The organism is Lujinxingia litoralis (genome assembly GCF_003260125.1).
Classification (GTDB): Bacteria; Myxococcota_A; Bradymonadia; order Bradymonadales; family Bradymonadaceae; genus Lujinxingia; species Lujinxingia litoralis.
The window spans coordinates 363,007-387,013 of record NZ_QHKO01000001.1; the positions used below are offsets into that span (position 1 = coordinate 363,007).

The window sequence follows — 24,007 nt, forward strand, 5'->3', positions numbered from 1 at the left end:
CCTCGCCGTCATACAGCGCGCTCGACGCGAGCGCGCTCTGGGCGACTAGCCTACCCGGGCGACGTCCCCGGCGCATCTGGCAATGAGTTCGGCTTTGAGTTCGAGATGCTCATCCAAGATCTGGAGCACGGCCTGGAGCGCCGGGGCCTCGGGTCCTGCCAGCCCGGCACGCTCGGAGAGTTGAGCCCGGGCGTTGAGCAGCGCCCCGCGCAACTGGCCGGGGTCGGGCGTGTGGGAGGGGGCTGCCAGGCGCGTGGTGTTTACCGGCGCAAACAATGCCGGCTGCGCCAGGAACTCCCCCATCATCGCTGCCACTTCCGCCGGGAGCGTGGCCTCATGCAGGTGCTCGGTGATGGCTCGGCGCAGCTGCCCGACCTCTTCGTGAGCCTGCTCCGGCCAGGCCGTGGATGGAGCCCCACTCTGATCAATACGACTCATGGCTGCTGCTCCCGCCACAGACGCGTGGCGATCTCATCCATCTGCATCTCCGCCCGGCGGCGAGCGCGGGTTTTCTGCTCGTCCTGCCAGGTCTCGTGGTGACTCTCCACCGCTTTAAGTGCGCTGATGGCCCCCTGCATCGCCCGTTGCGCGGCATGGACCTGACGCTGCGCAACGCGCTCCTCCTCCTGCACTCTGGCAAGCTCTTCCTGCGCCTCGGAGCATTGATAGCGTAGCCCCTCCAGGTATCGATCCATGGTCTGAAGCTCCCCCAATGCCAGCCCCTTTTGCCGCGCCCGCGCATCAAAATCCTGCGCGCCCTGTCGACGCTTCGCTTCCCTCGACTCCCACACGCGCTGAGCCTCGCGTACACGCTGACGTACACGCTCCAACCCCGCAACCGCTTCGGCAAACACCGCCTCGGCCTGCTCGCGCTCCCCCTGTCGAAGTTCCAGGAGCACCTGCAACTCATACGCCTCACTGGTCATCTCGTTCCTCCCTTCCCTGGAGTTGACTGCGTTGTGACACCGACCAAAGTGTCGGGCTAACCGAATAAGTCACTGATCCGCTCAATGGTCTCCTCAAGCGAGGTATGTTCATCCAGCCCCTGCTTCAGGAGCGCCTCCATCTCCTCGATGCAATCAATGGCAAAGTCGACCTCCTCGTCGGCGCCATACTCATAGGCGCCCAGGCTGATCAGATCGCGGCGGCTCTCATACATCGCCAACACCTGGCGAAAACGCTCGGCCACCTCCACATGTGCGGCGCTGGTGACCGAACGCATCACCCGCGAGAGCGAGGGCAACACATCAATCGCCGGCCAATGACTTCGACTGGCGAGCTTACGGCTCAAAAGAATATGACCGTCGAGAATGCCCCGGACCTCATCGGCAATGGGCTCCTCCATGTCGCCGCCGGCAACCAGCACGGTGTAAAGCGCCGTGATCGATCCGGTGGCGTCGTTGCCGGTACGCTCCAGCAACCGAGGCAGCATCGAAAAGACACTGGGCGGGTAGCCTTGACGGGCCGGCGGCTCGCCAGCAGCCAGTCCCACCTCGCGTTGAGCCCGGGCAAATCGTGTGACCGAATCCATCATCATGAGCACCTCGGCCCCCTCGGCACGAAAATACTCGGCGATTGCGGTGGCCACGAACGCTGACTTCAGACGCACCATGCTCGGAGCATCGCTGGTGGCGACCACGACCACCGCCCGCTTCATGCCCTCCTCACCGAGCACCTCTTCGAGAAAGTCTCTCACCTCCCGGCCACGCTCACCGATCAGGGCAATGACGATGACCTCGGCCTCACACCCACGCGCAATCTGTCCCATCAGCGTGGATTTGCCGACGCCGCTACCCGCAAAAAGCCCCACGCGCTGCCCCTTTCCCACCGTCAGCAAGCCATCGATGGCGCGTACCCCCATCGAGAGGGCTTCGGTGATACGGCGACGCTGAAAGGGGTCGGGTGCCTCACGCAAAATAGGCCAGCGCTTAAAGCCCGCCCCTCCAAGCGGTGGCCCGCCATCGATGGGACGCCCCAGCCCATCGAGCACTCGCCCCAGGAGCCCCGGCCCGCAATACATACTCAGCGGCTCACCGGTCGACTCCACCTCGGCGCCGGGGCCAATCCCCTCGACGCTCCCCAGGGGCATGAGGACGGCCAGCTCCCCCTCAAATCCCACCACCTCGGCGGGCATCACCCCCCTTCGTCCCAGACGAATCTCAACCAGGTCGCCGATCGCGGCATCGGGCACGCTGGCCTTGACCACCAGCCCGGTCACCGCCTGCACTCGCCCGGTCACTCGGACGGGACTGGCCGAGTCCAGGCGCTCCATATAGCGCGAAAGAAGCGATCCCTCGCCATCAAGCATCACTGGCCTCCTTCGAGGAGCGCGTCCTGGAGCACCTGCAGTTGGGTCTGCAGGCGCGCGTCGATCTGCCCCGACTCGGTCTCAATGAGGCACCCTCCACGCTCCACATCTTCATCGGCCTGCAAATGCACCGATGCGCCGCCCACCACATAGGAGAGTCGCTCTTCGGCCTGACGCAACGCCTGAAGATCGTCTGGATGCACTCGCAACAGGAGTTGGCGCTTCCCCCGCACCAACTCCAGCGACTGCGCAACCATCGCCTCGACGCGCTGGGGCGCCACCTCCAACGCCTCCCCGATCAGGCGTCGGGCAATCTGAAACGCCAGCCGCACCATGTCGGGCTCGGCGCGCTTGAGCAGCGCATCGTACTCCGCACGAGCCATGGAGAGTCGCTCCAGGGTTTCGACAGTCGCCTCGCGCAGGCCTTCGGCACGAGCTTCTTCACGTATCGACTCCGCCTCAGCACGAGCCTGCGCGAGCTCCCGGGCGGCACTCTCCCGAAGCTCATCAAGCGTCTCCCCCAGGCGCTCCAGGTCGTCAAACACCCGAGCGCGCACCACGCGCGCCTGTTTAAAGGCAGGCTGAACGGCACGGGCCAACTCAGTGTCGGCCTTAAGAAGCACTCGGATATCAGCTCGTTCACTCATCGGATGCCTCATCTTCCCCGGAAGCCTCGCACCTCTCCTCCCCGGGCTCGGTTGTGCGGGGTGCCAGAAGACGGACGATCACCTCTTCGATGGCCGGAACCAGGTCGGCCCGACTGGAGCGTCGCGCGGCCTTTTCAAAGTCGTCCTGACGCGCCCGTAAACGACCGTCGAGCAGTCCACGAAGCTCAATGCCCAGCCCGGGATGACGCAGCGCGGAGACCTGCGCCACAAAAAAGAGCCCCAGCTCCGCGAGCCTGTCCGGACTGCGATGACTGCCAATCAGACGCACATAGGTCTCCTGAACCCGACGTTGCAACCCATCGCAAAGTTTCGGCGGGCTCAGGAGCCAGGTCCGTAGCTCCAGCGCCTGGTCTTTCGGAAGTCCCAGCGTAAGCTCCATCAGCGGACGCAGCGGCGCCTCCGGCCTCATGGACGCGACAAGATAACTTCCCAGACGTGTGAGGGAGGTTAGCGCCGCCGCCCCGGGACCGCTGAGAAGCGTGCGCGCGTCGTAAGCCTCCGATTCGTCGGAGATGCCTGGCACCTTCTCACCGGACGCCGGGCCGGACGCTCGCCAACCCTCCAGCGCGTGCGTCAGCGGCGCACTCGTAGCCGGATCGCACGCGGGTCCTCGCCCGCCCCGCTCACGCACCCCATGCCAGGCTCGTGCAAACCCCCGCTCCGCCTCGGTCATGGCCAGGGGCCGGCTCATAAGCCCTCCTGGCGACGGCGGCGCACCACCAACACCACCAGACCGGCGGAAAGCGCCATGATCATCAAGCCCATCCCCACAATCAGTGCTCTGACCAGGGCGGCGCTCTGCGGCGCGACAATCAAGGGACCGACCTCCGCAAAGATCGCCTCGCGCTCCTGAGCTGGCGGCATCTGCACGCGGGTCATCACCACCTCGATCTGATCGGGCTGGAGCTCTTCCACCGCACCGGCCACCAGTGCCCGGATCTCGTCCGGCCCCACTGCGGGCCCCTCCTCCTCAAGGGTCCGCCAGCGCACCAGAACGCTGGCCCGGGGCTCCGGGCGCGGAGCATTGCTCAGCTGCACTCGAGCCTTTTGGGGAAGCACCAGGTGAACATGCGCGTCGACAACCCCATCGATCTTCAACAGGCTGGTGCGAATCTCCTGAGCCGTGGCGTACTGCAGTACCACGCGCTCCTCCTGAGCCGTGGGAATCAGCCCGGCTCCGGGGTAGAAGTCTCCAAATCCCGACTCCGCAGGACGCGGCAGACCGGCCTGCTCCAGGCGCTCCCAGGCCTCGACCCGCTCGACGCGGGGCACCTTGACCACCCAGAGCGCCGGATCCGCCGGGTCGGGCTCTTTGACGGCCGCAAAACCCGCCCGGCTAAGCTCCACCACCATCTGGTTGGCCTGCGCCTCGTCCAGCCCATGATGCAGCGGCTCAGTGCAGGCCAGCGCAAAGAGTGCCACGGTTGCCACAAGTAGGTACCACCATCGACCGCCCATCTTCCCTCCCTTAGACCTGGGTATTCATGACCTGTTTGATTCCGCCGGTGGCCTTCTCTACGACCTTGGTCGTGAGTTCGACCTTCTGGCTGTAGCTGTAGATGAGCGCCTGCATCTCGAGCATCTCCTGCGGCCCCAGAGCATCGCCGCGCATGCTGGACTCCAGGAGCTCGTGGATCCGTCCCTCATCGCCCAGAATCCCCTCAATGTACGCGTCCAGACGCTGCGTCTCGTCGATCTGAGCGCTTGCCTCAATGGGAGCCGTCTCCGGCGCCGCTCCGGGCTCGCTTTGCGGGGCGTTGAGCACCTCGGCGAAACTCTTGCCGCCGGAGGGCGCAACCTCCGGTTGCGCCTGCTCCTGCATGGCCTGCGCCGCCTGAGAGGCGATCGATGCTGAGATAGGATCGGTCATCTGCAATATCTCCTGGTCACGTCGGGTTGCCGGGCTCTCGTTATTATCGAGAGACGTGACCGGAGTTTGCGTGTCCTCCCCGGATTTTTAGAAAAAAGTTCGGACCAGGCGCTCAGCGCGGCGCCAACTCCACCTGGTCGCCCTGATGTTGGGCATGGAGCTGAAGGTGCTTCCCGCTGACGATCTCCACCGCCGCTCGCAGGCGCCGCCCTTCCAGGGTTTCGAAGATCACGGTGTGAGTCCCCTCCTCAAGCTCAAGATCGCGCACGGGACCGGCACCATAGGAGCGCCCGCCGATGTAGATGGCCGCCGCGGGCTCCACGCTCAGGCTGAGCGTGCCCTGGCCCAGGTCAGCCGGACGCAGCCCATGATCGATCTGCACGCTGGCAACCCTGCGCAGATCGAGGGCGAAGGACCGGGGGAGATGCTCATGCGCGCTGATCTCCAGCTCGACGATCTTCGCCGACGGCAGCACCGCCTCCACCGGCGTAGACCCCACCACCTGCCCATCCACTGTCACGCGACTACTTCGGGGCGGACTGCTCACGCGCACCGACGTCGACGTGCTCTCCTCCGGTGCAAGCCCCCCGGAGACTGTGTTGTCCTCATCGATCTGAAACTTCAGCCAGGCCACATGCGGGCGGTGCCCCAAGAGCTCCAACTGCACGTGACTCACATGATCGGCCGCGACGTTCTCCAAACGCAGGGGAGTCACCCCCAGACGTTCCCCATTGAGGTAAATCGTAGCCCCGGGCGGAGTGCTCTCAAAGCTCACCCGGGCCCGCGCGCTGCCTACGGCACGCTCCAGCGACACCGGCGTCAGCGCCTCCTCATCGCCGACCACGACACGCTGCGGATGATACCCATCCAACATCACCCACAGCTCATGCGCTCGCCCGCTGGCCAGTTCCACACTCAGCGGGGTTCGCCCCTGGAGTCGTACGCCGTTGACGATGACTGCCGCCCCCGCAGGCTCCGTGGCTATCGCCCTGGGCTTCATGTCGCCGGGCGCCGCCGAAGATGCCTGAAGATGGATATCAGAATCACTTTCCGTGATGCCCGAGGCCCCTCCCAATGCCCAGACGAGCCCCCCGACCAACGCGGCGATAAGCAGGAGCGCCCCGAGCCACACCACCTTGTTGGAAACGCCCGCGCCTCGCTCCGCCTCCAGGGTAGCCATCGCCGCGGTCACCGCGGGCTGGCCCTGCGACGACCAGGGCGAAGGTTGCCGGGAAGACGCGACCTTCAGGTCGGGAATCTTGCGCCAGAAGGAGTCGTCCTGCGACGCTCCTTTATCCTCACCGGCATCCAGCCGGGGCTGGGGCTCTGCCTCCAGACGCTCAACCGGGCGCGGGGGATAGGCCTCGGCGGCCTGCTCCTCCACCACATGCTCACTCAGATAGATCTCTGAGGTTGTGATCAGCGTCTCATCCCCGGCGGCCTCCGCGTCGCCTGCCTCAGGTTCGACGGCCAACGCAACGTCGCCAACGCGCCGGGTTGTGACCAGCGTCTCATCGATCGAGTTGACGGGGAGTTCCGAGTTGAGCTCCGAGTCCTGACGCCGGGCACGTTCTTCGGTGGAGATGCGACGCACCTCGACCACCGGCGCACCGAACACCTCGGGAGGTCCCTCGCTCTGCACCCCCTCTCCCAGCTGCAAGGTGGAAACGTCGACGGCGGGCACCCGGGTACGCTCCTCGATGACATCCACATCCTCGAGCACTTCGAGGTCGTCATCATCGAGCACGAAGTGTTGCTCCGAGATGGTCACCGGACGCGTGATATCATCCCCCTCCGGGGTCGCCGACAAGACTGGCTCGGCGTCAGCCTGCGCGCGCGCTTCCAACTCCTGCATGTACTCGGCAAGCTGCGTGGTGCCGACCCGAACTCGCCGCTCAAAGAGCCAGTCTTCCAGCGCCTCGGCGAGTTGACCGGCGTGCTCAAAACGCTCCTCGGGAGCCCGGGCCAGGGCCTTGAGCACAATGCGCTCCAGCGCCTCCGGGTAGTCCGCGCGCACGTCAGTAGGCGGCGTAATCTCGCCCTCAGTGATCTTGCGCATCGTCTCGTACTCGGTACGCGAGCGGAAGAGGCGCGAGACGGTCGTGATCTCGTAGAGCACAATCCCCAGGGTGAAAATATCACTGCGGTGATCGACCTTCCCCCCGTCAAACTGCTCGGGGCTCATGTACGAGAACTTCCCCTTAAACTCGCCAGTGCGCGTATGAGTAAGGCGGCTCTCGGCCTTGGCAATGCCGAAGTCGCAGATTTTGACCGCACCATCGACGCTCAAGAGCACGTTCTGTGGCGAGACATCGCGATGAACCACGCGCATCGGGCGGCCCTGGTCGTCGCAGCGGGTGTGCGCATAATGAAGCCCGCGCGCGACCTCCGCGATCACGCGCGCGGCGAGTTCGCGCGACATGAAATAGTCCTGCTTCACGCCCAGTTCACACACCCGACGCAGGTCCAGGCCCTCGACAAGCTCCATGGCCAGGTAGAACGAGCCCTTGACCACGCCCAGGTCATAGATCTGCACGATGTTAGGGTGCTGCAGACGCGAGGCGATGCGCGCCTCATCGATGAACATCGTGATGATGTCGTCACGATCGACGAGATGCGGGAACATGCGCTTGATCGCCACCGGGCGGCTAAAACCACCGATTTCCCCCCGGGCCCGGGCCTCAAAGACCTCGGCCATGCCCCCCTGAGCGATCTTTCGGATAAGTTGATACGTCCCGAACTCTTCGGGCATCGGCGACCTCAGAAGCCCGCAGAATATCATCACACACTTCGACTTGAGCAAATCCGGCGCCAACTCTAGAAGACCTCTGAGAAGAGCGTCAAGCACGCCTGCGGAGTCTCAACAGAAGGAGCACGACCATGAAGCGACTAGGCCTTTTATGCATCGGTGACGAGCTGCTCGACGGGCGAGTCCGCGACAAGAACGCCCATCACGTGATGATGCGCGGCGAAGATCGTCTCTTCAAAGTCGTGGAGATGCGTGTGGTCCGGGACGACGAAGCACACATTATTGCCGCTCTCGACGCCATGAGTACGGCCGACATCATCGTGGTCAGCGGCGGACTGGGGCCAACCGCCGACGATCGCACCCGCGACGCCGCGGCCAACTGGAGTGAGGACACGCTGCTCCACGATGAGACCAGCCTGCAACGTCTCCAGGCGCGCGCGGCCGCGCGCGGCTACACCCTGAGCGAAAACAACCGTCGCCAGTGCTCCTTCCCCTCTCGCGCCACGATTCTCGCCACCGAGGTCGGCACCGCGCCCGGGTTTCGAGTGGATCATAAGGGGACCCAGGCCTTCTTCTTTCCCGGAGTCCCCCGGGAGTTTCAGTGGTTTGTACAACGCTACCTGCTGCCGGTCCTGGGCACTGATTCCGACCAGCAGGCTGCCACCACGCGCCTGCAGTTTTACGGCCCCGGTGAATCCAAACTCGAAACGGACCTCGCCGGTATCGAGGAGCTCGCTACACGCCTGCAGGGCCGGGTGGGCTACCGGGCGAGTTTTCCACGCATTGAAGTCTCCCTCAAAGCCCCCGAAGAGGAGGCGCTGGCGGAGATGGTGACCTTTGTCAAAGAGCGCATCGGCACTTACCTCATCACCGAGGGGCATGAGACTTTTTTTGCCCGCGTGGGACGCCGGCTCAAAGAAGCCCAGGCCACCGTGGCCGTGGCCGAATCGTGCACCGGAGGGATGCTGGGCGCGGCCTTGACCGAAACGCCCGGAAGCTCCGCCTGGTTTGAGCGAGGCTTTTTGACCTACGCCAATCAGGCCAAGATCGACGCGGTCGGTGTCCATCCCGAACTTCTGGAAAAGGAGGGAGCCGTGAGCGCCGCGGTGGTGTGCCAGATGGCGCGCGGCGCAGCGCGCGAAGCCGGCGCGCCCTTTGGCCTGGCGATCAGCGGCGTCGCTGGCCCCGCTGGAGGCACGCCCGAGAAACCCGTGGGGACCGTCGATTTCGCCCTGGCCACGCCCGAGGGCACCTACCATCGCCGCACCTATTCGCCAGGGCGCGATCGGGACGACATTCGCCTGGCATCGGTCTACACCGCGCTCTCGCTCTTGCTCTGGCGACTCGAAGACCGCCTTGAGGCACACACACTGCGGGGCCCCTTCGACGACCGACAGGTTGACCTCGGTGTGCCACAGCCTGACTGAGCCTTGTGCTTGTCAGAGCTCCGGCTTTGGTCGATAACCCACAGGCTCCGCGCTGACCTCTTCTCCTGCCCCCCTACGCCCTTATGATGCGACGCCTCTTCATCGCTGTAGATCTCTCCATCAACGTGGTTGAGCGCCTGGTGCTCTTTCAGGATGAACTTCGTGAACGTCTGCGCTCGGGCTACGGCGACGATCTTCGGGTGCGCTGGACCCACGCCGAGAACATTCACCTGACGATGAAGTTTCTGGGGGACACCTCCCCGGAACTCGTCTCCATGCTCGAATCGACCTTGCAGCGTCTAACCGAACCCCTGTTCCCATTTGAAGTGGAGTGTCGGGGGTTTGGGGCCTTCCCCGAGCCGGCTCGCCCGCGCATCCTGTGGGCCGGGCTTGATGCCAAGAGCGCCGAGGTATTCGGACTGCTGCAACAGGCATTGGAGCGGGACCTTCAGGAACTCGGCGTGCCGGCCGACCCCCGGGAATTTCTACCCCACATTACGCTGGGGCGGCTCAAATCACGCGCGGCCCCGAACCTCGCCGAGTTGCAGACGCCCTTTGAGTCGGTGAGCTTTGGCAAAAGCTACATCAAGGATCTGGTGCTCTATGAATCGCACCTGCGCCATGATGGCCCGCGCTACCAGGTGGTCTCGCGCTTCCCGCTGGGTACTCACTGAGCCCCACGCTCCCTCCTGAGCACGTTCTGACCACATTGCCCCCGCAATGCTCGGCTACTGGCCAAGGCTGCGACGAAGTTCTTCGCTCTGAAAACGAGCAATCGAGGCCTGGGGCCCGCCAGGAAGGCGGGCCAAATAGGTTTCGTACGCCTCGATCGCCCCCTGCACGTTCCCCCGCGCGCGCTCGGCGCGTCCCAGACCGATGTAGGCATCGCCAAAGCTGGCCTGCCGATGAAGGGCCCGGCGAAACTGGGCCGCCGCCGAGTCCGGAGAGCCCAGCTCCAGGAGCGCCCACCCCAGCCCGGTGATCGCCTCGGGGTTGCCCTCATCGAGCTCGATTGCCCGGTGGTAGCGGGCCCGTGCGAGCTTCGCATCGCCCCGCCGGAGTGCCCGTCGGGCGCCCGCCAGGACCTCGTTCACCCCCTGAGAACCGCTGCGCCGCACGGCCCGCTCGCTACGCTCGCGGGCCCCTCTTACCTGCTGCCGCGCCTCGGCCACAGCCTCGGCCCACTGCGGCAGAAACACCTGACGTCGCGACCTCGCTACGGCATCACCCACCCTGCGGCGAGTCTCCACCAGACTCCGCCCTCCCGCTCCCTTCTCATCGTCGGGAATTTCCGAGGCGACCTCGGCCCCCTCTTCCTCCGCGCGTCCCTCAAGCAGGTGATCCACCCAGCCCCCGTACCAGGCGGCCGCGCCGATGCCCACAAGCACCAGCCCGAGCACCATCGCCCCCAGGCGCCCTCTGGAGCGACGCTTGCCCCGCCCCTGAAGCACCAGCTGCGAATCCGACTGCGTAACACTCAGATCCCCCAGCGACCAGTCGTCCTCCCGAAGCTCAGCCTGGCCCAGATGTCCGGCCTGGAAGCCCTCTCCGGTCGGCCGGCTCTCCCCGGAACTTCGCGCGTCCCCGCCACCGAAGCGCGACACATCGAGATTGGCACGCGGCGCCTTCGCCGACTTCCCGGGCTGAGGAGTAGGATGCGTTGTAGCGACAGGGCTCGGCTCAACACCCCGCGGCGGCCGAGACACTTCGGGCGTCGTGCGCGGTCGGGGCGCCGGGGTGTCTCGGGCCCGGTGTTGAGGTGCGGTGGCGCGACGCGCGCGCTCAGACGGGTGCAGCGCGGTCGGAGCCGACGTCTCCCGAGACGTCGCCCCCGCCGATCGGTTCAAATCGGCGATGGACGCCACCGCCTGAAAGATCGGCGCGAACTCGCCAACCTCTCCCAGCTCACTCCAGCGCCGACCGGTACGCGAGATCGCATCTCGCCGGTCGATTTTGCCTTCCATAAGCCAACGATGCAGCTCATCGAACCCCCAGAAGTAGAGCACATCTCCGCTGGCATGCTGACGCACCATCCAACGTCGCTGGCTCTCATCGCGAAGTTCTTCGGGCAGCTCCAGACGAAAGAGATGATCGCACTGGCTGCACTGAAGCGTCACGGAACCAGCCGAGCGCAGCTGAGCCTCATCAAACTCGTAGAGTGTCTGACACTGCGGGCAAGAGACGTCCATGGTCCTTGGTGGCCGGTGGCGGCCTCAGGGGGCGCCAACCACGCCTACTCCATCGTGGGAGGCGGAGAGCCACCATCGTTTCGAAGCTCCCGGGCTTTTTGGCGCATCTCTTCGACTTTATCGCTCTGGCCGAGCTTCTCGTAGACCTCAGCGTTCATGTCGTAGATCTGAATGCGCTCCGGAGCGAGAAGCCGAGCGGTCTCGAGGCGATCGAGCGCCGAGGAGAGGCGGTTGGAATCGATATCAACACGCGCATCCTCGAGCATGCGGTCCACCTGCACCCGTTGCCGAGCGCCATCCTGGGCAGCGCTCTCCGGAGCCTGGGGCGCGGCGGCTGCCGCCGGAACCGGCGCTCCTGCGGCGGGGGCCGCCGGTGCGGGGGCCTGGGGCGACACCGTCGACTCGCCACCAAGGACCGGGAAGGTCACGATTCCGCCCAGGTGTAACCCCAGCGCCACGGCCACGAGCCCGAGAATCCCGAACACTCCCCACAACACCATCGTCAGCGCGTTGCTATCCCGCGAAGGCGGACGAAAGCCGGCGTTGGGATCGATCTTCACACGCTCCGGAGCACCGGCAGGATTCTGACCGACCGCCGGCATGCCCGCGGTCATAAAGGGCGACGCTGCCGCCGGAGCCGGCGCAGGAGCCGCAGGTGCAGGCGTCATCGGCGACACCCCGGGCTGAGCCAGCGGAGGGCTCATTCCATCGCCGATCGGAGCTGGCGAGGCCGCCATCCCCGGTATCGGAGCCTGCCCGCCGGAAGAACCAACCGAGAAGTTCCCCGAACGCCCCGCCCCGCCCTCGGGTTGAAACTGCGGATAACTGCTCAACGCATGAAACTCGCCGCCGGCCGAGAGCTTGTAGCCCTCCAGGTCATCACGACTGGCGAGCCAGGTGCGCAGGCTCTTGTTGTCGGCAAATTCGTAGGTCAGTCCGAAGTTAGTCTGAAGTTTCCAGGGGCCGTCGTGCCCCGGATCGATGTCCGAAGCGGCGGCCGGCGGCGTCATCCCCGGCGAAGATGGCGATGAGCCTCGGGAGCCCACCGGCGCCGGCGTGGCCCCGAAGTTCGCGGCCCCCCGCGGGGCCGGCGTGGGCTCGACCGATGCGGAGAGGCGCTGACGCGGCGCCAGCTCATCCATCGACGGCGGAGGCGCAATCTGGGTGGCCGGCGAATCATCGAGCTCGGGCATCGCCGCGGGCACAGCTTTGGCCTGGGCCCGCACATGCTGCAGGCTCTGCTGCACGATATCCGGAGAGAGTTCCTGAGTGTTGAGATCGTCTTCGTCGCTCGGCTGCGCCCCGCCCATGCCGGGAAGGAAGCCGCTGCCCAGGGGATTCGACATCTCGACGGTCTGGTCCCCGCCCTCCCCAAACATGCTGGCGAAGTCGGGAAGCTCCGCCCCCGACATCACCTCGGTCTTCGCGACCTCGTCCTCACCGGCCGCCGGCGCCTGAGCCGCGGCCTTGTGCTGATTCATGGAGTTGAGGAGTTCGTGGATATTGGGACGCTCGGCCACAGAGGTCTTATCCGCCTCGTACTCCGGCTCCACCGGCGCCTCCGGGTAGACCACGAAGGCGTGTGCGCACGAAGGACACTTGATCTTGCCCCCCGAGGCCGGAATGTTGGCGTCATTGACGCGATATCGCGATGAACAGCTGGGACACTGGACGATCATTCCGAGCTCTGCTCCGGATGGTATGGATCAAGGGAGGGCCACGCGCGAACGCGTCGGGACCCGGGCGTCTGGGGCCTGCAGCCCTGGTCCTGAGCGCGAAGTATCGTGCGCCGGACCGCCCGCCTCCAGATTTCGCATTAAAACACAGGCCCCCACCCCACGCAAGTTAGAGCCCGCGCCCCGGCGGGAGGCCGCGGCCCAACGCCGGACATAAAAAAAGCCCGGCCGAAGCCGGGCTTTTTCATCGCTTTCACAACGACTTAGAGGGCCGCGGTGATGTCGATGTTCAGGACCATCAGGATCGAGATAACGAACGCGTAGATGACGAGCGACTCGATCAGGGCCAGACCCAGAATCAGCGGGGTGAAGAGCTTACCGGCGGCGCCCGGGTTGCGAGCGATACCTTCCAGGGCGGCGGCAGCAGCACGGCCCTGCCCCAGCGATCCACCCAGGGCAGCAAGACTCACGCCGAAGGCCGAAGCGGCGCCCAACCATGCGTAGGTCGTGAAGACGTTATCGGCCGCAGCAGCGGTACCCTGGGCAAACGCCGAGGTGCTCCAGAGTGCGACAATTGCGAAAGTGCTCAAAAACGTGATCGTGCTTTTCTTCAGCATGGACTGCGTCCTCCTAGCTCGCGCGACGCCGATACAAGTTGCGGCGTGCGCCATTGTGACGGGTATCAATGTGTTGATACGCCCTGATGAAAGCCGTCTAGGCCAACAACCTTTCTGGCGAGTCGTTTAATGGTCTTCGTGCTCAATGGCAAGGGCGATGTAGATGCTGGACAACAGGCTGAAGACCAACGCCTGAATGGTGCAAACCAGCAAGCCCAGGAAGAGGAAAGGTACCGGGATCAGGAAAGGAACTCCGAAGATTCCGGCGGCCAGGTCCCCAAACACGCCCAGGACCATGTGGTCCCCGGTCATATTACCGGTAAGTCGCACTGCCAGACTGACCGGGCGGAAGGCGTGTCCCACCAATTCGATGATAAAGATCAGGGGAGCCAACAAGAGAATCGGCCCCATGAAATGTTTGATGTAGCCGAATCCCTGCTCCATGAAACCGGAGACGTTGTACACCAGGAAGACGACAATCGCGCAGGCCAGCCCCGTATTGAGGTTTGAAGTCGGCGGCGCAAAGCCCACGACCAGCCCCATCAGGTTGCCCAGGTAGATAAAGACTGCCAGCGACGCGATCAGCGGGAAGAACTTTTTGGCGGCCTTCTTGCCCATCAGGTCGCTCATCATGCCCATCACCGCTTCGAAGAGCACCTCGAAGAATCCGGCCACCGAGAACTTACCTACCGGGACCAGGGCTTCGTCGCGCTTGCGGTACTTACGGCTGGCGACAAGTGCAAGCACCGTGATCAGCAGCACCAGTACACCGGTGAACACCACGTGAGTGATACCGACCGCGGCCGAGGGATTCAGCACAGGGTCGCCGAAGATGTGATTCCATCCCTCTCCGTGTTCTTGTTCGGCAAACGCGGGAATGAGGTCTAAAAACGTATAATCAGCCATGAACTACGTGCTCTCGTTGTCAGCGGCGTTGTCCTCAACCTGCTGGCGACTCTTACGAGTGGAAAAAGTCTGCCAGCCCAGCGCGAGTAACAACACTTTGTAGCCGAGGATAAAGCCTACGGCGTGGGCACCCAGGGTCGAAAGGCAAAACCAGATGGCAACGCAGTTTGCTGCCAGCTTGAACACCAGAACAACAGCGCCTCCCCTTGCTGCGGGATTGCCGTTGATGGCGCCATTGAACATCTTCCTGACGACAAAGGCCGTTGCACGGAGGCTGAGCGCCGCAAAGAGCGTGCCCAGGGCCATGGAGTAGCCAAAGCGCAGGGAGACTGCCCAGCCCGTCATCAGCGCCAGCAGAGCTCCCAGCGCCAGCATGCGCCAGAAAACCCCGTTGACGAAGCTTCGGTCGAGCCTGGCCATCAGTCTTCACCTTGTGTTTTCAAAAACCGTTGCGAGATCTTCCAGACATGCCACCCGGCGCCGAGCATCGCCAACGCCATGGACACCAGAAGTAGTACCGGGGCCGTTCCAAAGTGGGCATCGAGTCTGGTGCCGATAAACGCACCGCCGAGTACAAACCCGACAAACTCAAAGCCCAGAGCTCCGATGGCGCCGGCGACCAGCCAGGGGCTTCTGGGTCGCGTCTGCCTGTCATCTTCTGGCGAAGAGGCCATCTAAACCACCTCGCGCCAAGCCCCGAGAGATGCCCGCAGATCCTGCCTGCAAGCGCCTCCCCGAGCAGCGGCGCGCACCCTGTAACACAGGGAATTGAAGGGCGTCAACCACCTCGAATCAGTTGTCATCATCGCCGTCTTCGACGCCCTCTTCGGGGCCGGATTCTTCGCTGATTTCCCCAGCCTCGTCGGCGTCGGCGCCCTCTTCGAGCAGGGCGTCGTCCTCGTCCTCCTCGTCCGCCGTGAGCGCGGCGATGGAGACAACCAGTTCGTCATCATCCAGGCTCATTACCCGCACGCCCTGAGTGTTGCGGCCGTAGGTCGAGATCTGCGCCACCCGGGTGCGCAGGACCTGCCCCTTGTCGGTGATCATCATCAGCTCGTTGGTCTCATCGACCACGCGGATGCCCACCAGGGCGCCGTTGCGCTCGTTGGTCTTGATGGTGACCACGCCCTTACCGCCGCGGCCCTGGGTGGGATAGTCCTCCACGCTGGTGCGCTTGCCGTAGCCGCGCTCGGTGATCGTGAGCACGGCCGAGGTGGTATCGCCGGCCGGGATCACATCCATCCCCACCAGGGTATCTCCGGAACGGAAGCGCATCCCGTAGACGCCGGCGGCCGAGCGCCCCATCGAGCGCACGTCCTGCTCATGGAAGCAGATCGCCTGACCGTCGCTGCTGGCCAGGAAGATGCGATCATCGCCACTGGTCGCGCGCACGCTGATGAGCTCATCGTCGTCATCCTTAAAGCTCAGCGCGATGATGCCGCCGACGTGCACGTTGGCGTAGGCCATCAGATCCGTCTTCTTGATCACCCCGTTGCGCGTGGCCGTGACGATGTAGCGGCCCTCCTCAAACTCTTCGAAGGGCAGGATCGCCTTGATCTTCTCATCCTGGGCGATCGGCAACAGGTTGATCACGGCCTTGCCGCGGGTGGTGCGCGAGCCCTGAGGGAGTTCGTGGACCATCAACTTGTAGACCTTCCCGACCGAGGTAAAGATCAGGAGGTTGGTGTGGGTCGACGCCACAAACATATCGGTGACGAAGTCTTCGTCTTTGGTATCCATCCCCCGCTTGCCGCGGCCCCCGCGGTGCTGGGCGCGGTACTCGCTCAGCGGGGTGCGCTTGATGTAGCCGGCGTGGCTGAGCGTGACGACCATGTCCTCTTCGGCGATGAGGTCGAGGTCGCTGAGTTCGGTGACGTTGTGCAGGATCTGGGTGCGACGCTCATCGCCATAGGCCTCGCGGACCTCTTCGAGTTCCCCGACGATCACCGCCATCAACTTCTTCTCATCGGAGAGGATGCCGCGCAGGCGCTCGATCTCGGCCAGGACCTCGGCGAGTTCTTCGAGGATCTTGTCGCGCTCCAGACCGGTGAGCTTCTGCAGGCGCATATCCAGAATGGCCTGCGACTGACGCTCACTCAGCGCAAAGCGGCTCATCAGCCCCTCGCGGGCCTCGTTTGGCGAGGCGCTGGCGCGAATCAGGGCGATGACCTCGTCGAGGTGATCGAGCGCAATTTTGAGGCCTTCCAAAATATGGGCGCGCTCTTCGGCCTTGCGCAGCTCAAAGATGGTGCGGCGAGTGACGACATCGCGACGGAAGTCGATGAAGTAGTTGAGGACCTCTTTGAGGCTCATGATGCGGGGCTGTCCGTGGACAATCGCCAGCATGATGATGCCAAACGAGGACTGCATCGCCGTCATCTTGTAGAGGTTGTTGAGGACGATGGCCGGGATCACATCGCGGCGCAGCTCCACCACGATGCGCATCCCGTCGCGGTCCGACTCATCGCGCAGGTCGGTGATGCCTTCGATGCGCTTGTCCCGGGCCAGCTCGGCGATCTTCTCAATGAGGCGCGCCTTGTTCACCTGGTAGGGAAGCTCGGTGACGATGATCGAGCTCTTCCCGGTGCGCTCATCTTCCTCGATGTTGGCGCGCGCGCGCATCTTGATGATGCCGCGGCCTTCCGAATAGGCGTCGCGCAGACCGCGGGCACCGTACATGATACCGGCGGTGGGGAAGTCGGGCCCGGGAATGTGCTCCATGAGCCCTTCGACATCGATCTCCGGGTTTTCGATCAGCGCGAGCACCCCGCTGATAACCTCCCCGAGGTTATGCGGCGGGATGTTGGTGCTCATCCCGACGGCGATCCCGGAGGAGCCGTTGATCAGCAGGTTGGGAATCCGCGTGGGCAGAACCGCCGGCTCTTCGATGGTGTCATCGTAGTTCGGGATCCACTCGACGGTTTCTTTGTCGATATCGCTCAAGAGTTCCTGAGCGACGCGGGCCATGCGCACTTCGGTATAACGCATGGCCGCGGCCGGGTCGCCGTCGACGCTCCCGAAGTTACCCTGGCCATCGACCAGGGGCACGCGCATGTTGAAATCCTGGGCCAGACGCACAAGGGCATCGTAGACCGAGGAGTCGCCGTGGGGGTGGTACTTACCGATGACGTCACCGACGATGCGCGCCGACTTCTTGTAGGCCACGTTCCAGCGGTTGCCGAGCTCGTGCTGGGCGAAGAGGATACGCCGGTGGACAGGCTTAAGGCCGTCGCGCACATCGGGCAGCGCGCGCCCGATGATCACGCTCATGGCGTAGTCCATGTAGGACTGCCGGATCTCTTCTTCGATATTGATCGGAATGATGCTGACCGAATCCGTCATCGCGTTCCCTTCACCAAAGCGGGTCGTTTCCAGAGTTGGGGCACGGGCAATCACAAAGAGGCGCTGTGAGCCCGGCCCAGAGCCGCGGAACCCTACCAAGGCCGGGGGGATCTCACAAGGGAGCGTGGAGGGCCGGCGCGGATGCCGGCTGGCCTTAGGCCAGGCGGTGCTTAACCTTGATCGGGGTAAGTCGCCTCCCCGGGGCATTGGTCTGCCCGGGCCGCCCGGATCACTTCAGTGAGAGCGAAAGTTTTCACTCCCGATGGAATCTTTTTTGAAACCTTTCCCGGGGCCTCGGCGTCTTACTTGTGAACGCAGCTCGATCCCCTCGCAGCGAGGCTCTTTAGAGAAGGCCTGCTGGCGAGTGCGAGATAAACACGAAAGGAGTCCCCCATGCTCAAGCTCAACGAATTCAACCGCTCCGACGGCGAATCTCCCAAGAACAGCGGGTTTGAGGAGACGGCCCTGCCTCATCTCGATGAGCTCTACGCCACGGCGCTTCGCTACACCAAAAACGAGAAAGACGCCGAAGATCTCGTCCAGGAGACCTTCATCAAGGCCTACACCAACTGGCACCGCTTCGAGCAGGGTACCAACTGCCGGGCCTGGCTCTTTACGATTCTGACCAACACCTTCATCAACAAGTATCGCCGCAAGAAGAAGGAGCGCGAGATCCTCAACGCCGATGATCTGCGCCCGATCGAGGAGAACTTCTTCAACCGCGAGCGCACCGAGTTCTACAACAGCCCGGAGCGCGAATCGATCAACAAGGCCTTCACCAGCGAGCTGCAGGATGCCCTCGGCCAGCTCAGCGAAGAGTTTCGCACGGTGGTGGTGCTGGCCGACCTCAACGACTTCTCCTACAAGGAGATCGCTCACATCCTGGACTGCCCGGTGGGTACGGTCATGAGCCGGCTCTTCCGCGGGCGCAAGATGATGCGCGAGCTTCTGGTGGAGACGGCCTACGAGCGGGGGATCATTCGCGACATGGAGCCCTTCCTCCACGAAGAGTCCAACCGTACGCGCCGTTCGGTTCGCCGCGAGAAGCTCAACGCCATCAAGGAAGATCTGGATGACGATGCCGTGGAAGCGGCCTCCTGAGCCGCAGACCGGCTCCGGAGCATCGCGGCATGCCCCGTGCGCCAGGTCCTCCTCTCCCTGGCAAGCGCCCAAAGAAACCTCGCCGCCCATCGGGCTGCGAGGTTTTTTTGGGCGCATCCCGCCCTGCGCAGGCGCTTTCGGGCGCGCTGGTCAGTCCCCCGGCCGGGGATGGATATCCGCATCGGTCAGGGCCCGCCAGCGCTCGGCCTTGGAGCGCTGATCGCGGCGCTGGCGGCTCATCACGCGCACAAAAACCTCGACAATCGCCGGATCGAACTGAGTTCCGGCGCAGCTCTCAAGCTCTTGCATGGCCACATCGTGCGGGAGGGCGCGGCGGTAGGCCCGGTGCGAGGTCATCGCATCGTAGGTATCGGCCACCGCCAAAATACGCGCCATCAAGGGGATGTCCTCGCCACGAAGCCCCACCGGATAGCCTCGCCCGTCCCAGCGTTCGTGATGATGGTAGACCCCGGGGATCAGCGGATGCAGGAAAGTGATGGGCTGCAAAATCCACTTGCCGCGGGTGGTGTGACTTTTGAACATCTCAAATTCGGAATCGGTGAGCGGGTCGGCCTTATTGAGCTCTTCGAAACGAATGCCCAGCTTGCCGATGTCGTGCATCAACGCGCTGTCGGCGACGCGCTCAATCGCGTCGTCGCTGAGATTCATCCCCTCGGCGATCTGACGAGCATAGCGACTGACCCGCTCGGAGTGGCCGCGGGTGTAGGGATCGCGATCTTCCAGAATGTTGGCCAGCGCCTGGATGGTCTGCTTAAACGTCTGCTGTAAATCACCGTAGAGGCGAGCATTATCCATGGCGGCGGCCGCGCGCCCGATCATGATCGCCAGCAGCTTGCGCTTGCTCTCGCGAAAGGCCGGCCGCGGCGAAAAACGCGCGGCGACCACCACTCCCAGGAGCTGATCCTTGGTCCAGAGCGGCGCACAAAACAGGGAGACGGGAGCGCTGTCGTAGCCCATGCCCATCGTGGCCATGGCCTCGGGTCCCAGCACCCGGGCGACCTTGTCTTGAGCACAGGAAGAAAGCTCCCGAAGATCGATTCCTTCCAGAAAAGCGCGGCCCGCCATCGGAATGTCGGGCTCCTCCCAACGGGCAGCAAGCTCTAAGCGGGGCGCCTCACCGGCAATCTGGCGCCAGAATCCCACCACGTCGGCCTCGGCCTGCTGCCCGACGGTTGCGACCAGCAGATCATCGACGTGGTCGCGGGCCAGGCTCGTGCTCAGGCGCTCGGTAGCGTCGTAGAGGTCGACGAGCTCTTTGAGACGGACGTTCTCGCGTTCCAGGCGCTTCTTTTCCAGCCCCCGCTCAATGACGCGGATGACCTCATCGACCTTAAAAGGTTTGAGCAGGTAATCGTACGCACCGACCTTCATCGCGGCGATCGCCGTCTCCACGGTTCCGTAGCCGGTCATCATCAGGGGCAGCACCCGAGGATGGTGCGTGCAGACGTACTCCATCAGCTCAATGCCGTTCATCCCGGGCATCTGCAGATCGATCAACGCCACGTCAACACGGTGCGTCTTCAGCGCCTCTATCCCCTCTTCTGCGGTGGGAATGGCGAGCACGTCGTAGCCTTCCATGCCGAGAAAATCGACAAGGACATCGCGAATGGTGGTTTCATCGTCGATCACCAGCACTCGAACCGGTCTGATCTCCCCGGAGGGAACTTCATCGCGCACCATCGGAGCTACACCTGAAAGAAGAGACGTTGTACAAGCGTCTGAGAGCTATCACAGCGAGATTTCAAGCGTCAAATCACGGTGTCCCCGGGGAATGCCCCACACCGCCGAGGGCGTTGCCTCCGTCTGAAGCTCCATGCTAGGGAGCGCGCCCGTGCCTGCGAGCGCATGCCTTCGCCTCTTTTCTGTCTGTTATTGCGGTCTCCATGAGCTTTAGCGATCCCCCCGAAAGCGCGCCCGAGACGCGCACGACTGAGGCCCCCCGCGTGGTGCTCGGTGAGCGAGGCGAAGCCGCTCGCCCGGAGGTGCGCCTCTTGCCCGGACGCATCAAGGCGTCACGACTGCTCTACCCGGCGTATCTGCTGGTGTGGGTGGGCGCCGGCCTGGCCTCGCTCTTTGCCTGGGCGCGCGCGGAGTGGCATCCCCTGATGGTCTTTGTGGGCTGGGGCGCCCTCTTCTGCTGGTACTGGGTCTATGGGGTGGCCTACCGCTATCGCCGCTCGCTGATGAAGGTAATGGCCGTGGGTATGTCCGTGCTGATGGGCCTGGTGCTGATCTGGGTCAGCCTGACGCGCGCCGCTCCGATGCGCGTGCCGCAGGGCGGGGAGCTTGTGGAGCGCGGCGCGCTCGTATTGCCCGGGGCCGCCGGAGTCGCCACCGCGTTGAGCCTGGCCGTGGTTCTGGCCCACCTGCTCTACTTCGGCCGGGGCTACCGGGAGAAACGCGCGCGTGATAGCGTCAGGCTCTGAGTTTGTGCGCGCCTGCGGGTGCAACGCGACGTCTCCGAGCGCCGAGTTTTCATGTCCGTCGACCTCTTCTATTACGTACTCACCGCCTTTGCGTTCGCGCTGGGAGCGGTGGTCGGTAGTTTTCTCAACGTCGTCATCTACCGAGTCCCGGCCGGGCTCTCGGTGGTGCGCCCGGGGAGCCGCTGTCCGCAATGCGAGACGCCCATTGCCTGGTACGACAATATCCCCATCCTCTCCTGGCTCCTGCTGCGGGCCCGCTGTCGCCACTGCGAGGTGAAGATACCGGCACGCTACGCGCTGGTGGAGCTGTTGATGGGCGTCCTCTCGGCCGGGCTCTGGGTCAAAGTGAGCTGGCGCCACTTTGCCATCCTTGGCGAGCCCTGGCGCATGGGGTTTCCGCCACCGGTCGCCTCCCTGGAGCAGCTGCCCTGGGGTTCGCTCGGCCTGGCCTTCGGGCTCTACTTTCTGTTCATCGCCATGCTCGTGGTCATCACCTTTGTGGATCTGGATCACTACCTGATCCCCCATGAGTTCACTCTGCCCACGATCGTGGGGGGCGTGGTCGCCGCGCTGGTGCTCAACAGCGCGTCGGTAATGGCGCCGGGCTCCATGATCGGGTTCTTCCCGCCGGTGAGCGTGTCGATGAGCCTGATCGGCCTGGTGGTCGGCGCGCTGGTGGTCATCGCGATCTTTTTTCTGTACTTCGCCGCCCGGGGCGTCGAGGGCATCGGCGGGGGTGACGTCACGTTGATGGCGTTGATGGGGGCCTGGCTGGGATGGCCGGCGCTGATCTTTATCTTCTTTGCGGCCAGCGTGCAGGGGCTGATCGCCGCCGGACTGGGCACGCTCTTCGGCGCGGGATTTGTACGCGACTCCCGCGACATTCTGGCCGAGGAGGACCCCCGTGAGCTGGCTCGGCGAGAGCGCGAGGCAGCGTCCCCGAGCGCCGACACACACCAGACAAACGAAACATCGGCCGACGCCGCCGACCGCGCCACCCGGAACGACGAAGTGGGCCAAGGTGAGCAAGACGAGGACGAAGGCGGCGGGCTAGCCGTACCTTTTGGCCCCTTCATCGTGCTAGCCGGCCTGGAGTACTTCTTCTTCGGCGAGTTTCTGCCGACGTATGCCTCGATGAGCTACCTCTATTACGGGTTCTGAACCGATGTTGTCGCCCCCCACCACCGAGGAGTTCACCGGGCAGCGGCCGATCCGCCGCGGTGGACTCCGCGCGACCCTCTCGGTGGGACTGGTGGTGTTGCTGGTGGTCGCGCTCGCCCTGGTTGCTCTGGCGGTGGGCCAACTCCACAAGCGTCAGGTCCAGCAGCTCTTGCTCGACGAGGCCGGGCGACACGCGCGCATGCTCGCCGCGATGCCCCCCTCCCAACGCGGCGCGGCCACCGAAGCTCTGGCCGACCAGCCGGGTGTACTTTTTGCCGGCGACGCGCTTCCCTTAGAGCCTCTCCCTGCGCCGGGATTCGGACGTTTTGAGGGCGCGCCGGCGGTCTTCGCCGGCGGGGCATCCGGTCCCTGGGTGGTGCTCTCGGCCGCTCCGGCGCAACACGCGCTGGAGGCCAACCAGCGTGCGCTTCTCCTCTACCTGGCGCTCACCCTGCTTTTTGTGACGCTGGTAGGCTACGCCTTCTACTTCTTTGTGGTCGTGCGCCCGCTGCGGGCCATCGGTGTGGCCACCCGACGCGCCGCCGAGGGCGATCTGGCCAGTCCCATCAAAGTGCTGCCGCGCAACGAGTTCGGGCAGGTCGGCCACAGCTTCAATCAGATGCTCGCCACGCTTGACGCCCAGCGCGCCGAGCTCCAGGAGCGTCTCGAAGCTCTGGAGCGCGCGCACCGAGAACTCAAGCGCACCCAGGACTCCCTGATTCGCTCCGAGAAACTTGCCAGCGTGGGCCAACTCGCTGCCGGAGTGGCCCACGAAATCGGCAATCCTCTGGCCGCCGTGATGGGCTACGTCGATCTTCTGGGCGATCGCGACCTCGACGAGGAGAGCGCCCGCGAAGTGGTCGCTCGCACGCAGAAGCAGCTCAGCCGCATGCGCGAGATCATCCGGCAACTTCTCGACTACAGCCGCCCACATCCCGAGGCATCCCCCGAAAACGTCGTTCTGCGTGAGCTTGCCGCCGAAGCCCTGGAACTGGCGCGCCTGGGGCGCCGAACGCGTCCGGTTGACCTCGTGCTCCGGGCCCCGGATGACCTTCCCGAAGCGCGGGCCATCGCCGCGGAACTCAGCCAGGTCCTGGTCAACCTGCTCCTCAACGCCACAGACGCCCTGAGCGATTCCGACCTCGACACGCCCCAGATCCTTGTGGACCTGCATGCCGACGAGGAAATGCTCTATGTGGACGTTATCGACAACGGTCCGGGAGTGCCCGCGGAGCTGCGCACGCGCATCTTCGATCCTTTCTTCTCGACCCGCGCCCCGGGCCAGGGGACCGGGCTGGGACTGGCAATCTCGCAACGGCTGGTAGAGCGCGTCGGCGGCGAGCTTCGTGCTGGCGAGCGCACTCTGATCGGATTCGACCACGGCGCGCACTTTGAACTTCGTCTGCCCCGGGCCGCGGCCCCCTCCGCTCGCCACTCGGTACCGGCCGCGCCCGAGCACGCTACCGAAGCGCCCGATTGACCGCCTTGCCGGCCGCCCTCTATCTTCTGATCTGGTCCTCCCGACGTCGGCCCCCGGCATGAGCTC

Annotated in this window: 22 protein-coding genes; 6 read left to right on the plus strand and 16 right to left on the minus strand. The window is 64.4% G+C overall.

Features of this window, described 5'->3' with window-relative positions; translation table 11 throughout:
• Positions 1-45 precede the first annotated feature (45 nt).
• The 8 genes from DL240_RS01505 to DL240_RS01540 all read right to left on the minus strand — a co-directional run bounded on the left by DL240_RS01505 (position 46) and on the right by DL240_RS01540 (position 7,598).
• Positions 46-438: a hypothetical protein gene (locus DL240_RS01505; RefSeq protein WP_111728084.1), complete on the minus strand. Its 393-nt coding sequence runs from the start codon at positions 436-438 to the stop codon at positions 46-48.
• Complete coding sequence (locus tag DL240_RS01510) at positions 435-926, minus strand: hypothetical protein (protein ID WP_111728085.1); 492 nt, start codon at positions 924-926, stop codon at positions 435-437. The genes DL240_RS01505 and DL240_RS01510 overlap by 4 nt, the downstream gene beginning before the upstream one ends.
• A gap of 56 nt (positions 927-982) precedes the next feature.
• A complete protein-coding gene (gene sctN, locus DL240_RS01515) occupies positions 983-2,308 on the minus strand; it encodes a type III secretion system ATPase SctN (RefSeq protein ID WP_111728086.1) in 1,326 nt (441 codons plus the stop codon).
• Positions 2,308-2,955, minus strand: coding sequence for a FliH/SctL family protein (locus DL240_RS01520; protein WP_158542276.1), 648 nt, complete (start codon positions 2,953-2,955; stop codon positions 2,308-2,310). Before DL240_RS01520 ends, sctN begins: the two co-directional genes overlap by 1 nt.
• The gene (locus tag DL240_RS01525; RefSeq protein ID WP_111728088.1) at positions 2,948-3,667 is read right to left on the minus strand and encodes a hypothetical protein; all 720 of its coding nucleotides are present in this window, start codon (positions 3,665-3,667) and stop codon (positions 2,948-2,950) included. The genes DL240_RS01520 and DL240_RS01525 overlap by 8 nt, the downstream gene beginning before the upstream one ends.
• Positions 3,664-4,434: a hypothetical protein gene (locus DL240_RS01530; RefSeq protein ID WP_111728089.1), complete on the minus strand. Its 771-nt coding sequence runs from the start codon at positions 4,432-4,434 to the stop codon at positions 3,664-3,666. The genes DL240_RS01525 and DL240_RS01530 overlap by 4 nt, the downstream gene beginning before the upstream one ends.
• A 10-nt stretch (positions 4,435-4,444) precedes the next feature.
• Positions 4,445-4,846, minus strand: coding sequence for an EscF/YscF/HrpA family type III secretion system needle major subunit (locus tag DL240_RS01535; RefSeq protein WP_111728090.1), 402 nt, complete (start codon positions 4,844-4,846; stop codon positions 4,445-4,447).
• A 112-nt stretch (positions 4,847-4,958) separates the two neighbouring features.
• Complete coding sequence (locus DL240_RS01540; protein WP_158542277.1) at positions 4,959-7,598, minus strand: serine/threonine-protein kinase; 2,640 nt, start codon at positions 7,596-7,598, stop codon at positions 4,959-4,961.
• Between the two features lie 128 nt (positions 7,599-7,726).
• On the opposite strand from DL240_RS01540, the gene DL240_RS01545 reads away from it, so the two are divergent.
• Both DL240_RS01545 and thpR read left to right on the plus strand, forming a co-directional pair.
• Positions 7,727-9,022 (plus strand): CinA family nicotinamide mononucleotide deamidase-related protein, encoded by a 1,296-nt coding sequence (locus DL240_RS01545; RefSeq protein WP_111728092.1) that lies wholly within the window; start codon positions 7,727-7,729, stop codon positions 9,020-9,022.
• Between the two features lie 86 nt (positions 9,023-9,108).
• Positions 9,109-9,696 (plus strand): RNA 2',3'-cyclic phosphodiesterase, encoded by a 588-nt coding sequence (thpR, locus tag DL240_RS01550; RefSeq protein ID WP_158542278.1) that lies wholly within the window; start codon positions 9,109-9,111, stop codon positions 9,694-9,696.
• Positions 9,697-9,750: 54 nt separating this feature from the next.
• Here thpR and DL240_RS01555 read toward each other — a convergent pair whose 3' ends face one another.
• The 7 genes from DL240_RS01555 to gyrA all read right to left on the minus strand — a co-directional run bounded on the left by DL240_RS01555 (position 9,751) and on the right by gyrA (position 17,752).
• Positions 9,751-11,211 (minus strand): zinc-ribbon domain-containing protein, encoded by a 1,461-nt coding sequence (locus DL240_RS01555; RefSeq protein ID WP_111728094.1) that lies wholly within the window; start codon positions 11,209-11,211, stop codon positions 9,751-9,753.
• Positions 11,212-11,255: 44 nt separating this feature from the next.
• Complete coding sequence (locus DL240_RS01560) at positions 11,256-12,890, minus strand: zinc-ribbon domain-containing protein (protein ID WP_111728095.1); 1,635 nt, start codon at positions 12,888-12,890, stop codon at positions 11,256-11,258.
• Between the two features lie 260 nt (positions 12,891-13,150).
• Positions 13,151-13,504: an ATP synthase F0 subunit C gene (locus DL240_RS01565; RefSeq protein ID WP_199589697.1), complete on the minus strand. Its 354-nt coding sequence runs from the start codon at positions 13,502-13,504 to the stop codon at positions 13,151-13,153.
• A 126-nt stretch (positions 13,505-13,630) separates the two neighbouring features.
• A complete protein-coding gene (gene atpB / locus DL240_RS01570) occupies positions 13,631-14,410 on the minus strand; it encodes a F0F1 ATP synthase subunit A (protein WP_111728096.1) in 780 nt (259 codons plus the stop codon).
• Between the two features lie 3 nt (positions 14,411-14,413).
• The gene (locus DL240_RS01575; RefSeq protein WP_111728097.1) at positions 14,414-14,830 is read right to left on the minus strand and encodes a hypothetical protein; all 417 of its coding nucleotides are present in this window, start codon (positions 14,828-14,830) and stop codon (positions 14,414-14,416) included.
• Positions 14,830-15,084 carry an AtpZ/AtpI family protein gene (locus tag DL240_RS01580; protein WP_111728098.1) on the minus strand — a complete coding sequence of 85 codons (255 nt, stop codon included), beginning with the start codon at positions 15,082-15,084 and terminating at the stop codon, positions 14,830-14,832. Before DL240_RS01580 ends, DL240_RS01575 begins: the two co-directional genes overlap by 1 nt.
• Before the next feature lie 118 nt (positions 15,085-15,202).
• The gene (gene gyrA / locus DL240_RS01585) at positions 15,203-17,752 is read right to left on the minus strand and encodes a DNA gyrase subunit A (protein ID WP_111728099.1); all 2,550 of its coding nucleotides are present in this window, start codon (positions 17,750-17,752) and stop codon (positions 15,203-15,205) included.
• Positions 17,753-18,145: 393 nt separating this feature from the next.
• On the opposite strand from gyrA, the gene DL240_RS01590 reads away from it, so the two are divergent.
• The gene (locus tag DL240_RS01590; protein ID WP_111728100.1) at positions 18,146-18,853 is read left to right on the plus strand and encodes a sigma-70 family RNA polymerase sigma factor; all 708 of its coding nucleotides are present in this window, start codon (positions 18,146-18,148) and stop codon (positions 18,851-18,853) included.
• Between the two features lie 150 nt (positions 18,854-19,003).
• Here DL240_RS01590 and DL240_RS01595 read toward each other — a convergent pair whose 3' ends face one another.
• Complete coding sequence (locus tag DL240_RS01595; RefSeq protein ID WP_111728101.1) at positions 19,004-20,554, minus strand: HD domain-containing phosphohydrolase; 1,551 nt, start codon at positions 20,552-20,554, stop codon at positions 19,004-19,006.
• Positions 20,555-20,757: 203 nt separating this feature from the next.
• Between DL240_RS01595 and DL240_RS01600 the strand changes: the two genes are divergently transcribed.
• The 3 genes from DL240_RS01600 to DL240_RS01610 are packed head-to-tail and all read left to right on the plus strand — an operon-like array spanning position 20,758 to position 23,941.
• A complete protein-coding gene (locus DL240_RS01600) occupies positions 20,758-21,300 on the plus strand; it encodes a hypothetical protein (protein WP_111728102.1) in 543 nt (180 codons plus the stop codon).
• A 51-nt stretch (positions 21,301-21,351) separates the two neighbouring features.
• Positions 21,352-22,461 (plus strand): prepilin peptidase, encoded by a 1,110-nt coding sequence (locus DL240_RS01605; RefSeq protein WP_111728103.1) that lies wholly within the window; start codon positions 21,352-21,354, stop codon positions 22,459-22,461.
• A 4-nt stretch (positions 22,462-22,465) separates the two neighbouring features.
• The gene (locus DL240_RS01610; protein WP_111728104.1) at positions 22,466-23,941 is read left to right on the plus strand and encodes a sensor histidine kinase; all 1,476 of its coding nucleotides are present in this window, start codon (positions 22,466-22,468) and stop codon (positions 23,939-23,941) included.
• The last annotated feature ends 66 nt before the right edge of the window (positions 23,942-24,007 follow it).